10 protein-coding genes and 1 pseudogene are annotated in these 14152 nt (G+C 56.0%); 1 reads left to right on the top strand and 10 read right to left on the bottom strand.

From position 1 onward, the window contains the following. Positions 1-20: 20 nt before the first annotated feature. From mukB to cmoM, 4 genes and pseudogenes are all read right to left on the bottom strand, one after another. Positions 21-4469, bottom strand: coding sequence for a chromosome partition protein MukB (gene mukB / locus AC1MKH_RS08410; RefSeq protein WP_276217950.1), 4449 nt, complete (start codon positions 4467-4469; stop codon positions 21-23). Further along, the gene (gene mukE, locus AC1MKH_RS08405) at positions 4469-5173 is read right to left on the bottom strand and encodes a chromosome partition protein MukE (protein WP_015965083.1); all 705 of its coding nucleotides are present in this window, start codon (positions 5171-5173) and stop codon (positions 4469-4471) included. Before mukE ends, mukB begins: the two co-directional genes overlap by 1 nt. Beyond that, entirely contained in the window at positions 5154-6476 is a 1323-nt protein-coding gene (gene mukF, locus AC1MKH_RS08400; protein ID WP_276217953.1) for a chromosome partition protein MukF, read from the bottom strand. The genes mukE and mukF overlap by 20 nt, the downstream gene beginning before the upstream one ends. Further along, positions 6473-7259 (bottom strand): annotated as a pseudogene (gene cmoM / locus AC1MKH_RS08395) (tRNA uridine 5-oxyacetic acid(34) methyltransferase CmoM). Before cmoM ends, mukF begins: the two are co-directional and overlap by 4 nt. A 122-nt stretch (positions 7260-7381) precedes the next feature. Between cmoM and elyC the strand changes: the two are divergent. Next, positions 7382-8161, top strand: a complete 780-nt coding sequence (gene elyC, locus AC1MKH_RS08390; protein WP_276217956.1) for an envelope biogenesis factor ElyC — start codon at positions 7382-7384, stop codon at positions 8159-8161. Here the strand turns inward: elyC and AC1MKH_RS08385 are convergent. The 6 genes from AC1MKH_RS08385 to msbA all read right to left on the bottom strand — a co-directional run bounded on the left by AC1MKH_RS08385 (position 8138) and on the right by msbA (position 14147). Further along, positions 8138-9031, bottom strand: coding sequence for a YcbJ family phosphotransferase (locus AC1MKH_RS08385; protein ID WP_276217959.1), 894 nt, complete (start codon positions 9029-9031; stop codon positions 8138-8140). The genes elyC and AC1MKH_RS08385 overlap by 24 nt on opposite strands. A 140-nt stretch (positions 9032-9171) precedes the next feature. Beyond that, entirely contained in the window at positions 9172-9918 is a 747-nt protein-coding gene (gene kdsB, locus AC1MKH_RS08380; RefSeq protein ID WP_113857358.1) for a 3-deoxy-manno-octulosonate cytidylyltransferase, read from the bottom strand. Then, positions 9915-10097, bottom strand: a complete 183-nt coding sequence (ycaR, locus tag AC1MKH_RS08375; RefSeq protein ID WP_015965089.1) for a protein YcaR — start codon at positions 10095-10097, stop codon at positions 9915-9917. Before ycaR ends, kdsB begins: the two co-directional genes overlap by 4 nt. Positions 10098-10150: 53 nt before the next feature. Further along, positions 10151-11380 carry a winged helix-turn-helix domain-containing protein gene (locus AC1MKH_RS08370; RefSeq protein WP_276217963.1) on the bottom strand — a complete coding sequence of 410 codons (1230 nt, stop codon included), beginning with the start codon at positions 11378-11380 and terminating at the stop codon, positions 10151-10153. A 41-nt stretch (positions 11381-11421) separates the two neighbouring features. Beyond that, on the bottom strand, positions 11422-12402 hold the full coding sequence (gene lpxK / locus AC1MKH_RS08365; RefSeq protein WP_276217965.1) for a tetraacyldisaccharide 4'-kinase: 981 nt from the start codon (positions 12400-12402) through the stop codon (positions 11422-11424). Next, the gene (gene msbA / locus AC1MKH_RS08360; RefSeq protein WP_276217967.1) at positions 12399-14147 is read right to left on the bottom strand and encodes a lipid A ABC transporter ATP-binding protein/permease MsbA; all 1749 of its coding nucleotides are present in this window, start codon (positions 14145-14147) and stop codon (positions 12399-12401) included. Before msbA ends, lpxK begins: the two co-directional genes overlap by 4 nt. Positions 14148-14152: the final 5 nt, after the last annotated feature.

The following is a 14152-nucleotide window of genomic DNA, read 5'->3' as shown; positions in this document are numbered from 1 at the left end:
GTCCTTTACGACTTTTTACATCATGAAGCGTCGGCCGTTCCCGGCAGCGTCTCTGGCAGCTGTGCGGCAAAACCGCGCAGACCGACCACGTGAACGTGCTCATGGGTACCAACCACTTTACGCACCAGTTTATAGGTGGTGCCTTTTTCCGGGCTGATATTTTCTGGCGCGGCGATAATCAGCTGCATCTCCAGACGCTCGCACAGCTCGAACAGCGTGGCGATGGAACGGGCATCCAGACGGGCCGCTTCATCGAGGAACAGCAGACGGCACGGCGAGAGGTCTTTTCCGCGCAGACGACGCGCTTCATCTTCCCAGCTCTGTACCACCATCACCAGAATCGACATCCCGGTACCGATCGCTTCACCGGTAGAGAGCGCGCCGGATTCCGCACGCAGCCAGCCATCGGAACCACGGTTAACTTCGACTTCCATCTCCAGATAGCTACGATAATCCAGCAGTTCTTCACCGATGGTTTGCGGCGTGCGCTGCCCCATATCGATTTGCGGATTGAGGCGGGAATAGAGCTTCGCCAGCGCTTCTGAGAAGGTCAGACGGTTGCTGTTAAACAGATCCTGATGCTGTTCATGCTGCTCGGAAAGCACATTCAGCAGCGTCGAGTGCGTTTCACGAACGTTAACGTTCAGACGCACGCTGTTAACCTGACCAAACGACACGCTTTGCAGCCCCTGGTTCAACTGGCGAATACGGTTCTGTTCGCGTTGAATGGTTTTGCGAATAATGTTCGCCACGCTGCGGGAGCTAATCGCCAGTTTCTGTTCACGCCCGGTCAGCTCTTCGGTCAGACGACTCAGTTCGATTTCCATCTGTTCGATAGCTTCGACCGGATCATCGGTACGAATAATATCCTGACGGATACGTTCGCGCAGATGCTGGTACACCGCCACGAAGAACTGAATTTTACGTTCCGGACGTTTCGGATCTTCCGACATGCGCAGCACATCGCGCAGGTGTTCGTTGTCAGCCACCGCCAGACGCAGCGCACCCAACGCTTTATCCGACATCGAACGCAGGTCATCGGCAGAAAGATACGCCAGCTCGCGGCGGTGCAGACGACGTTCTACGCCATTGTCTTTCACCAGACGCATCACCGCGCACCAGCCGGCTTTCGCGCTCACCACCTGCTCGCGCATTTCCAGGTAATCACGTTCCAGCTTACGCAGCTTACGGGTCAGGTTATCCATTTCTGCTTCGCAGAAGGTCAGCGCTTTTTCCAGCTGATTACGACGCGCGCGGTTGTTGCTTAACTGCGCGTGCAGTTCATCGCGGCGAATACGCGCACGTTCTTCCGCCCCGCTGTCGGCGCGTACACCAATATCCTGCAACTCTTTGTAGAGATCGTTAAGCAGCTCTTTCTTGGTGTCGTAAGAACTTTTCAGCGACGCCAGGACCTGGCTGTACTGACTCAGCTGCGCGGCATGGGTACGCATCGCTTCACGGGCACGCGTACGTTCACCTTCTGCCTGCTCCAGACGCTGACGCAGTTTTTCATTGAGATCGCTGTTGCCGCTGAGCATCTCAGCAGAATCAGAGTAGCTGAAGTGTGCACGACGCTGCACCACTTCCGTCAGGGCAAACGCCTGCTGACGGGCTTCGCGCTGCACCTGCTGCGACCAGGCATAATCTTCTTTCAGCTGTTCAAACTGTTCCGGGTCACTTTGCAGAACCGACACCACCGGCTCCAGTTTCGCCAGTTGGTTACCGTGCTGCTGAATAAAGCGCGCGGCTTCCTGCGCTTCATCCAGACGTTCCTGAATTTCATCGACGCGGTCTGCCAGCGTTTCATCGGCCAGCAGACTCAGACGCGGCAGCAGGCGGTTGAGCTGGGCTACGCCCTCTTTCGCCTGTTCAAACTGGGTACGCTGCTGCTGGTTGTCGCTTTCGTGCGTATTCAACGCACGTTCCAGCTCACCGCGACGGGTATTCAGTTTGCGAATCTCGGCTTCCGGGTCATCGTCAAACGCCACCGACAGATGGCTGCCGATAAAGCGGCTGAACGCCTGATGCAGACGCTGGGTTTTCTGCACGTCAAAGGAGAGCGTGGCAAAACGCTCGGAGAGCACTTCGCGCTCGGCGTGCAGGGTCTCGATGCGGTTTTCGCGCGCCGCGCGGCCAAACAGCGGCAGGCTTGGGAAGCGAGAATAACGCCACTGGCGATCGGCGATTTTCACCACCACCGCTTTTTCCAGCTCATCGACGCTGAAGACGCTGTCATCGAACGACTGCGGGTCACCCTCGATCAGATAGAGATCTTCCGGGCAATCTTCCAGACCTTCCAGCTGTTCAGCGATCTGCGAAAGATCCGGGACCACGATCGCGTGACGAGATGGGCCATACAACGCAGAGAAGTACGGCGCATCATCCAGGCTGACATCGTCATAAATTTCAGACAGCAGCACGCCGCCAAAACGCTCGGCCAGCGCGTTAAGGCGCTGATCTTCCGAGCCGCCCGGCTGGCTTAAACGTTCAATCTCTTCATCGATTTCACGTTTACGCGCGCCAACTTCATCACGCTCAACAATCGCTTCACGCTCGCGCTCAAGCAACTGTTGTAGATATTCAGTGACATCCGAGCTGGACTCAAACTGTTCGCCACTCTGTTCGCACAGCTGGTTCAGGCTGTTCTGCGCTGCCAGCCATACTGGCGCGCGGTGCATCAGCGCAGAGATGCGCGATTGCAGCGTTTCCAGTTCCTGGCGCAGCGACATACGCTGTTCGCTGGCGCTTGAAACGCTGTCGGAGAGCGCGGAGATACGTGCTTCCAGTTCCTGATGCAGCGTTTCCAGGTCTTCAATATCGTAGTGTTTGCCCTGACGTTTGCAGAATTCCGCCAGTAAACGTTCGGCTTCCTGCTGCTCACGCAGACGCTGTTCCAGCTCGTTCAGTCGGCCACGCAGAGACTGCGCCTGCTCGGCGAGATGACGCTGATTGACGCCGTCACGCAGTAATTCACGCGCCACGTTCCACGCTTCATCGCGGGCGACCGGGCCGTTAATGGCAACCACAATCTGATAGGCCTGCTCGAACTGGCTGTGGGCGGTTTGCGCCACGCTCATCTTCTGTTCGAGGGAAAGCAGTTTTTCAGTGGCTTCCTGCTCTTTGGCCTGGAACGTTTCCAGCCATTCATCGGCGCTGTCAGGCGTCAGATCGGGCAGATGGCACAGCTCTTTCGCGCGGGCCAGAGCCTGTTGCGCCTGGTTGTACTGAATGGCGCGAGTTTGCTGTACGTCCAGCGCCTGCTGGTAGTCGGCGAGCTGGCTTTTCAGCTCATCCACTTCCAGTTCAGCGGCTTCGGCGCGGGCTTCGTTCTCTTCCTGCTGCTCTGCCGCCTCGGCAACCACTTCGTTCTGCTCTTCAAGGCGGACCTGTAACTCTTCCAGATCCGCTTCGTAGCGCTCAATTTTTTCCTGCTGACGCAACGCGGTCTGCACCAGATTCAGGTGATCGCTTGCAGCCTGGTGATCGGCTTCAAGATCGCCTTCCGCGCCGTTATGCTCCTGCAGCTCACGGGCCATATCGACGTGCTTGTACTGCTCCGCTGCCAGCTGCTGACGAGAGGTAAACAGTTCGCGACGATACTCCAGCGCTTTATCGAGGTGGATACGACGTTCGTTGGCGTGACGCATGTAGTCCGCCGCCACATAATCTGTCGCTTCGGAAATCAAATGCTTGAACAGGTCGCGGTCTGACTGAGTGACGCGAATCGCTTCCAGCGTCATGCGGTTTTCGCGCAGCGCGGCTTCCATGTCCTGGAATGCTTTGCGCACGCCGCTGTTTTCTGGCAGCAGGTAGTCACGCAGAGAACGGGTGATGGCGCTGGAGATCCCGCCGTACAGCGAGGCTTCAATCAGGCGATAGAACTTGCTACGGTCAGACGCAGAACGCAGACGACGCGCCACGATGCCCAGATCGAACATCAGCGAGTGGTAATCGGTGATTGAGTTAAACTGCTTGAACTGCACGCCTTCAATAGCTTCGAGCTTGTCTTTCAGCTCTTGCAGGGTCAGTACGCGCGCCTGACGCTCGTTGAGCGTTTCGGTAAGCAACGACGTCGGCTGCATAGAGGTTGGCAGCCCCTGAATGGCGAACGGTTTGATGTCAACTTTACGGTCGCGCCCGGCGACCTGTTGCAAACGTACACCCACGACCACGCGCTGATGGCGCGAGTTCATGACGTCCAGCACCGAGTAACAGACACCCGCTTTCAGCTTACCGTGCAGACCTTTATCGCGCGAGCCGCTGGTCGCGCCCGCTTCGGTGGTGTTACGGAAGTGCAGCAGGGTTAAATCAGGGATCAGCGCCGTGACGAAGGCCGCCATGGTGGTGGATTTCCCTGCCCCGTTACCGCCCGACAGGGTGGTGACTAATTCATCAAGGTCAAAGGTACGGGCAAAGAACCCGTTCCAGTTAATCAGCGTTAGCGAACGAAATTTACCGCGATCGATCATTACTCTTCCTCCCCGCTATCCGGCTGATTGTCTTCATTCTCATCATTGAGTTGCAGATGGTTTTCAATCGCCATCGCTTCGCCGTCGCGGATCATACGCAGTTGCGCTTCACGCGCATCGTCGCCCGAACGCACGTCAGCGCCGAAGCGGAACACGGATTCGGTGATGCGGAATTTACTGCTGTCATGGCCCATGAACCACACCATACCCAGACGGCGCAGACGGTTCAGGGATGAACGGACTTTTTCCTGTAGCTTCTGACGGTCAAGATCAGAACCGGTAGAACGGTTGTTCACCAGCTTCAGCAGCTTGGCTTCATCCGCCAGCGCCAGTAGCTCGTCGTAGAGCTCCTGCTGGGTGAAAATCCCCTCGTTTGCCAGGCGCTCCGGGCTCAGATAGAGGTAGCAGAGGATCTTTCCGACCATCATATCCAGCTCGGACAATACCGAGCGCGGAATCAGCGTGGTGGAACGCGGGCGCAGGTAGAAAAACCCTTCCGGCGCACGAATCAGCTCAACGTTATAACGCGCGTAAAACTCTTCCAGATATTCCTGGAAATCCATCAAAAAGGCGTGATTATCCAGCTCATCCAGACCGATATGCCGACCCGCACGCAACGCGCTATCCAGCGCCGGAAAAATAGGATTGGCCAGGGCCTGCGCCAGTTTAACTGGCATCACTTGTTCAATATTTGTCGATGACATGCGCCTGTACCTTGGCTCCGTAATCATTAATTGGCTGCCATTTTGCTGGCAACCCGGTGAAATCTGCTTGTGCAAAACCTAAACGAACCGCCTGATCGACTACAATACGCGCCACGTCGAAGTGTCGTGCGCGCGGGTACTGGAGCAGATACTCTTTTACCACCAGCCCCAGATCCAGCGGGAGCGCTTTGGTTTTATAGATAGCGAGCTGCTCTTCAATCAGCGCCGCCAGCTGTTCACGGATTTCGTTAAACTCTTCGTACTCTAAATCAGGCGGAAGTTCACCCATCACCTCTTCATCGCGCAGCGTCATCTCTTCGTCACGCATATCCAGCAGACGATCGGCGCTGGCGTAGGTGAGCGCCCATGGCGCATCGAAGTAATTCTGTACCGACTGACGTAAACGCTGGGCAAAGACGCGGTTTTTATCCATATCGATGGCGGTACGGATAAATTTATGCACGTGACGATCGTAGCCAATCCACAGGTCAATCGCCTGCTGGCCCCAGCTCACGATGCGGTCGAGTTTATTCTGCAAATCGAACACCAGGTGGTCGACAAAGTGCAGATTATCAAGGCTGAGCGTCGCATCCTGAATACGCAACAGGTTAGCCTGTAGCTTATCGCCTGCCGCGTCCAGGGTATCCTGTAATTCACGCAGTGTGCCAGACGTTTCAGACAGCAGCATTTCGCAGCTGGAGATCGCCGCACGCCAGTCTTTATTCAGCAACTGGGCGATATCATCTTTTACCGACTGCTGCTGCTCATCCATAATGCGCTGCGTCAGGTCGATGCTGTCGAAAATCTCGGCCACCGAGTATTTCAGCGGCGCATAGACATTACGGTGCCAGTGGAATTCATCGCCACCTTCCGCTGCCGCATCGGCGGCGCGTTTCAGTTCGCCGGCCACGATCGACAGCTGCATTGAGAGGCGCAGGGTCGAGAATTCGCGCTGGCGGATATAGTAATCGGTAATACCGATCCCAAGCGGCGTCAGGCGATAAATAGAATTGCCTTCGGTCACTTCGCTGGTAAAGCGGTTCAGCAGACGTTGGCGAACCAAATCGTTAATCGCGTTGTTGGCACGCGTACTGATGGTTTCACTGGTTTGCTCAAACGCATCACTCACATGACGAAACGCGTCCACCAGCTCGCCTTCCGTCATTTCACCCTCCAGTCGCTCGCCGTTCAGCGTTGCAACAGCCAGTAAAAATGAGAGCCTGTCGACCGGAAGCGAGATGGCAAAATCATTTTTTCTGGCCCAGGCAACCAGTTCGGGGACTGTCTGGGAAAATTCACTCATAGTTTATCCTTGCTTCTGCGGCTTCAGCGCGGTGACATGAATATAGCGCCCCAGGCTAATGTAAGGCTCCTGACGGCAATAGCGCGTCTCTAATTCCAGTAACATCTCATAGCAGTCATGCTGCCGATGTTTTTCGCGCAGATAGTCATGAAACACTCGCACGCCGGTTTTCCCGGTGACCTGCCAGCCAGCCTCTTCCAGCCAGCCATAGACCTGTTGCGGATCGCGCGGATAGTTCGGCGATAACGTCCGCTTTTTCTTTTTCGGCATACCGATCATGACATAGTCAAAATTACCGGCCACCATGTTATGCATCAACAAGCCGTTTGCATTGTAGAACATTAACGATAATGCGCCGCCCGGACGCAGGACGGACCATAACGCATTCAGCGCGTCTTTCGGTTCCGCCACCCACTCCAGCACAGCATGAAACAATATCAGATCAACCGGGGTTTCCAAATGGTGAGCCACATCCTGGACCGCGCATTGTATAAAATGCATGTTGTCGCTCACACCTTTGTCGCTGGCAGCCTGTTTTGCGCGGGCGATCATTTCTGCGGAAAGATCGCACAGAATCACCTCGTGGCCGCGCTCGGCCATTTTAATCGCCGTCTGCCCTTCTCCGCCACCGGCGTCCAGGACGCGCAGTGGGCGAGAGTCAAAGGTTTCCAGCAGCCGGTCGAGATCCTGCCACAAAATGGCCTGACGCAACTGCCCTTTCGTTGTGCCATAGATATTGCGCGAAAATTTTTCCGCGATGTCATCAAAATTGCGATCCTGCACAGGACGACCTCACTCGCCAACAACAAGGCGGCTATTTTGTCACACCCGCGGCGATAATGAAGCTATCTGGTGTAATATCCCTGCGTTGATCCACTTAGATGGTTAAAAAAGGACCCATTCAGATGCTTTTTATGCTGAAAAAGTATATTGGCGGGATGATGTTGCCGCTGCCGCTGCTGCTTTTACTGACGGGGCTAGGATTATTCCTGGTTTGGTTTACGCGTTTTCAGAAGACGGGCAAAACGGCGATCACCCTTGGCTGGCTCCTGATCCTGCTGTTAAGCCTACAGCCTGTTGCCGATGGGTTACTGAAACCTATTGAGGGTAAATATCCCACCTGGCGCGGCGAGCAACACGCTGAATATATCGTGGTTCTGGGCGGCGGATACACCTGGAATCCGGCGTGGGCGCCCAGCTCAAATCTCATTAACAACAGCCTGCCGCGCCTGAATGAAGGGATTCGACTGTGGCAGGCGAATCCGGGATCAAAAATGATCTTTACCGGCGCACGCGCGTTGACCAACCCGGTCAGCACCGGTGAAGCCGGCGCGCGGGTGGCGAAAAGCCTCGGCGTTCCGCGAAGCGAGATTATCGTCCTCGACACACCGAAAGATACCGAGGAAGAAGCCGCCGCAGTGAAAGCAGCGATCGGCGATGCACCGTTCCTGCTGGTAACCTCTGCGTCGCATCTGCCGCGCGCGATGATCTTCTTCCAGCATGCAGGGCTGAATCCGCTGCCAGCCCCCGCCAACCAGTTGGCGATCGAATCGCCGCTGAACCCGTGGGAGAAAGCGATCCCGTCCCCGGTCTGGCTGATGCACAGCGATCGCGTTGGCTATGAGACGCTCGGGCGAGTCTGGCAGTGGCTGAAAGGCATTTCAGGAGATCCAGGGCAAGAGTGATTTTGCTGCCAGATCAAAATTCTCGCGGTTAAAACGCCCGGTATTCACCAGCCGGGCGACTTCATCCCACAGCAGGTATAGCCAGCGTCGCCAGAGGAACGATTCCGCCACCGGCGCACGCTGAAGATAGCGCCACAGCAGGCCTTCCGCATGGCCGCTTTCGGTCAGGCGAAACAGTTCAAACTCCCGTGGCGCCCACAGCATGGCCCCTGGCCCCACCATCGCCAGCAGCTGGTCACTACGCGCATCTTTCAACATGCTGCGTAGCGTAAAGTTACCGTGAATCAGCACGCAGTTGTCGTTAAAACCCTCGAACAGCGCGGGCAAGCACTCGCGGGTACGAAACAGAATACGCTTATCCTGCATCGTTAAGCCGGTATTTTGATAAAGATTGAGCGTTCCCCACAGCACTTCGACACGCTGGCGATACCAGTGCGGCCACAGGTTTTCCTGAGTGCTGTCGACAAACCCGACCAATCCGCCGCTATCCTGACGATGCCAGGCCAGCAAGCCTTCAACAATCTGGTCTTTAAGCTGTTCCCAGCGTTCCGGAGTACGCGCAGGTGCTTCGACCGGTACGCCGCGCAGGCGTTCCAGCAGCAGGACATCCGGGCCGGGATGTTCTTCGTGGGTCATGACGCCGTAAACGACAGGTATTCGCACCGTGCCGCTGCGGGCAAGCATCGAGATTTTCCATGCCAGCTGACGGGCAAGGCCGGGCGTAGTGAAGCTTCGGGCGAGTAAAGGTAGCGGATTGCCGTGGGCGTCATACAGTGACCACAGCGCGGTATCAGCCTTCTCATTGATACATTCCACCCGACTGAGTTTTTCCCCCAGAAGGTGGCTTAGTTCGGCGCGCAGTTGTTCCATTTCAGGTTGCCCCCATAAAAGCTACTGCTTTTATAATGAGCATATGCAAGGCAGATGTCACCGAATAAGATCAAAACTGTTACAGAAAACAGCAGAATACGCAGCGGTAAACGGCCCCCACGGATGCAGGGGCGAGAGGATTACTTCATTTCGGCGCGAACGCGTTCCAGATCTTCTGGCGTATCGACGCCCGTACCTGGCACTTCCTCGGCAACGGCAACGTGAATTTTTTCGCCGTACCACAGCACGCGCAGCTGCTCGAGCATTTCAATCTGCTCAAGCGGGCTCGGTGCCCAGCCAACGTAGCGGCGAATGAATCCGGCGCGATAGCCGTAAATACCAATGTGGCGCAGCAGGGAATCTCCCACCGTCTCACGGCTTTTGGCAAAGCGGTCGCGATCCCACGGAATGGTGGCGCGGGAGAAATAGAGCGCATAACCCTCTTTATCCATCACCACTTTTACCGCATTCGGGTTAAACGCTTCTTCCGCATTGTCGATAGGCACTGCAAGCGTGGCCATTCCGGCTTTGCTGGCCGCGAGGTTTTCCGCCACCTGGCGAATAATGACCGCCGGGATCATCGGTTCATCGCCCTGCACGTTCACCACGATGGTGTCATCGCTGAAGCCGCATTTCTCGACTACTTCAGCCAGACGCTCGGTACCGGACTGATGATCGGCACGGGTCATGCACACTTCGCCACCCGCCGCTTCTACAGCTTTCGCCACGTCGGCATGGTCGGTCGCGACGATGATGCGATCCGCACCTGATTCACGCGCGCGTTCCAGCACATGAACAATCATCGGCTTGCCGTTGATATCCTGTAGCGGTTTACCCGGCAGGCGCGTGGAAGCGAATCGCGCCGGAATAATAACGACAAAACTCATGGTCTGCTCTCTTCTGCCGCCAGCGGGCGCGCTTCATGTTCTAACAGAACCGGGATCCCATCGCGGAACGGGAACGCCAGGTTATCAATCTTGCAAATCAGTTCCTGCTTATCCTGGCTGTAGTAGAGTTTGCCGTTACAAACCGGGCAGGCGATAATTTCTAATAAACGGTGATCCATGGTTCCTCCTGATGCACCGGGTAGGCCTCGATGCAGCATATCATAGTGCCATCTCAGGCAACGTCAATTTCCCAGCCATCCCGCTGATGCAAAAAGAGCTTTTCCGGCAGCCGTTGCAGGCGGATCCGGTTAGCGCCTTGCCAACGGGCAAAATCATCCAGCGCCTGTTTCAAGCCTTTTTCCAGCGAGGCGCTCACGCGAGTCCCCTCCTCCAGATAAAGCGCAAAAATTTCCAGGACGCCCTCTTTTCTGTGCATTTTACTGTCGATGCGCCCCACCAGCTTACCCTGATGCAACAGCGGCAATACAAAATAGCCATACTGACGCTTGAGTGCCGGGGTGTAGCATTCCAGCCGATAGGTAAAATCAAAAAATTGTTCCGCGCGTTTGCGATCCCAGACAACAGGGTCGAAGGGAGAAAGCACGGCGCTGTGCGTGGCGTTCAGTTTGCCCTCCGCCGCCAGCGCAAGTTGGGGCAGCAGGTCGGTGTGCACCCACATCTCGCCCAGTTGCTCAACCTGTACGGGCACCACCTGCTGCGCATCGTGCCAGCGTTTGAGTAGCGCGGGAAGATTCGGCTGACGCAGGCGATAGTAATCTGCCAGCCACTGCGGGCGAAATATTCCCAGGCTGCGCGCGCTGTTTTCCAGCATTAGCGCTTCTGCGTCTTCCTGAGAGAGTGCGTGCAGTTCATCCTGCCAGCCTGGCATCACGCGATGCGTGAGGTCGTAGACGCGCTGAAAGTTGCGTCGCTCCACCACCATCACCTTGCCTGCGGTAAACAACCCTTCCAGATGACGTTTATGCGGTTTCCATTCCCACCAGCCGCTTGCGCCTTTTCGCGGGTGGACAAAATCCGCAGAACGCACCGGGCCATTTTCAGCAATATGCGCGATAAGCGCGTCAATCTCGTCAGTATGCTCAGCCATCCACTCCGGATGGTATTTCCAGCCCATATTCTGCGGCGAGAGCATTTTGTGACGAACCAGCGGGAAATCCGAGCGTGGCAGAAAACAGGCTTCGTGCGCCCAGTACTCCATCAATTCGCCACGAAGCAGCGCGTCATCCAGCCAGCTTTGCGGATAAGCGCCCAGGCGACTGAAAAGAACAAGATAGGGGCTGCGGGCGACAACGTTAATGGTGTCGATTTGCAGCAGCGACATGCGTTGAATAGTGGCAAGAACATCCACCGGTTTCGCCTGACGCCGTGGGCGTTTGAGTAACCCCTGCGCAGCAAGATGGAGATGACGCGCGGCGCTGAGGGTCAAGTGCAACTCTGACATGTCACATCCCCGTATTCCGCCCGCGCGCTTTACCGTTTCGGCTATTGTTGCGCCAGAGCGACCAGTTCCTGAAGTAAACGTTGCGCCCGCTCGCCGCTCAGTTCGGCATCAACCGGCAGATACCACCAGTTGGACTTAGCAAACGCGCGGCATTTCACCGCATCCTTTTCGGTCATGATGAGCGTTTGCCCCGGCGCAGTTAGCGCCTCGACATCCGCAAGCGTCAGCGCCTGATGATCGGCCAGTGCAACGGTTTTGACCGGGTGCAGGCCGCTGTTTTCAAGCGTGGCAAAGAAACGAGGAGGATGACCGATACCGGCCATCGCCACCACATCGTGCAATTCGGTAAGCGCCCGACGTTCGCCGGTCAGCAGGTTTACCGCCAGACCAGGCTGTAGACGCATCGGAATTTCCCCCGCCAGCGCCGTACCGCCGTTGGTAATGATCGCATCAACCGATTTGAGACGCGACGCGCGTTCGCGCATCGGCCCGGCGGGCAGCCACCAGCCATTACCAAAACGGCGAACGCCATCAACAACGACAATTTCTTTATCCCGCGCCAGTCGATAGTGTTGCAGGCCGTCGTCGGTGATGATTAGTTGCATAGGGTATGCGTTAAGCAGCGCGTTGACTGCATCCGAACGGACAGGCGATACCGCTACCGGCGCGCCCGTGCGCTGGAAAATAAGCACCGGTTCATCACCGGCCTGGGCGGTGGTGGTTTCCGGGTCCAGCAGCAGCGGATACGTCTCCGCTTTACCGCCATAACCACGAGACACCACGCCAACGCGAATGCCTTGCTGCTGGAGCTGTTCGACCAGCCAAATCACCACCGGCGTTTTCCCGTTACCGCCCGCCGTCAGGTTACCCACGACGACCACCGGCACCGGTGCGCGCCAGGCCTTTTTAAGGCCCAGCTTATAGCTCAGTCGGATAAGCCCGCTCACCAGGCCGTAAAGCCAGGAGAGCGGTAACAGCAATAACCAGAGCGGTGATTCGCCCGACCAGATGCGCGCTATCATTCGCCAAATTGCATCTTGTGCAGTTGTGCGTAAACGCCGCGATGGGCCAGTAGATCCGCATGGCTACCGCGTTCAACGATACGACCATCTTCCACCACCACAATTTCGTCAGCCTGTTCGATAGTGGACAGACGGTGCGCAATCACCAGTGAGGTACGGTTTTTCTGCAGCTCATCAAGAGCCGACTGAATCGCACGTTCTGATTCCGTATCCAGCGCAGAGGTCGCTTCGTCAAGAATCAGGATTGGGCTGTCGCGCAGCAGCGCACGGGCAATGGCAATACGCTGACGCTGACCGCCGGAAAGCAGCACGCCGTTTTCACCGATAACCGTATCCAGACCTTGATCCATCTTATTGATGAAGTCCATGGCGTAGGCCATTTCCGCGGCTTTTTCGATCTGCTCGCGGCTGAACTCTTCGGTACGCGCATAAGCGATGTTATTGGCAACGGTATCGTTGAACAGGTGAACGTTTTGCGATACCAGCGCAACCTGATTACGCAGTGACGCCAGGGTGTACTCACGCAGGTCATGCCCATCGAGCAGAATTTCGCCCTTGTCGATATCGTAGAAGCGGGTGATCAGGCTCGCAATGGTTGATTTACCTGAGCCCGAACGCCCTACCAGCGCCACCGTTTTGCCTTCCGGAATCGACAGGTTGATATCGCGCAGCGCAGGCGTTTCACGGCCAGGATAGGTAAAGGTGACATTACGGAACTCAAGGTCGCCTTTTGCACGTTCAACCACGCGTGTACCTTCGTCTTTTTCCTGCTCGCTATCGAGGATAGCAAACAGCGTCTGGCAGGCAGCCATCCCGCGCTGGAACTGCGCGTTGACGTTAGTCAGCGATTTCAGCGGGCGCATCAGGGCAATCATGGATGAGAAGACCACGGTGATAGTACCGGCAGTCAGGGTTTCCATGACGCTTGGGAAGCTTGCAGCATACAGGACAAAGGCCAACGCCAGAGAAGCAATCAGCTGAATGATCGGGTCAGAAATAGAAGACGCAGAAACCATTTTCATGCCCTGCAGACGCATCTTATTGCTGACTTTATCAAAGCGTTTGGTCTCAACCTGCTGACCACCGAAAATCAGCACCTCTTTGTGCCCTTTCAGCATTTGCTCTGCACTGGTGGTCACCTGCCCCATCGTGTTTTGCATATTTTTACTGATGTTACGGAAGCGCTTAGAAACCACACGGATAGCAATCGACACAATCGGCGCCAGCACGATGAGGATCAGCGACAGCTGCCAGCTGTAGTAGAACATCATGATGAACAGACCGATGATCGATGCCCCTTCACGCACGACGGTAATCAATGCGCTGGAAGAAGACGATGCCACCTGCTCGGAGTCGTATGTAATACGAGAAAGCAGCGTGCCGGTGGATTGCTTATCAAAGAAGGAGACGGGCATCCCCATCATGTGACTGAATAAGCGGCGGCGCACGGTCATAACGACCTTGCCGGAAACCCAGGAGATGCAATAACTGGAGATATAACTGGTGATGCCCCTGAGGATCATCAGACCAATTACCACCAATGGCATCCATAACAGCACTGACCTGTCCGTTTTACCAAAACCATCATCCAGTAATGGTTTGAGGAGCGATAGCATAAAGGTATCGCTGGCTGCGTTGAAGATTAACGCAACCGCAGCCACAATCAGCCCTGCTTTAAATGGCGCAATAGTCGGCCAGAGTCGGCGGAAGGTCTGCCACGTGGAGAGATCTTTGTCGTTCTGCATTCAAA

The organism is Pseudocitrobacter sp. CD920760 (assembly GCF_057782505.1).
This window is presented reverse-complemented; position numbering and strand designations above follow the sequence as displayed.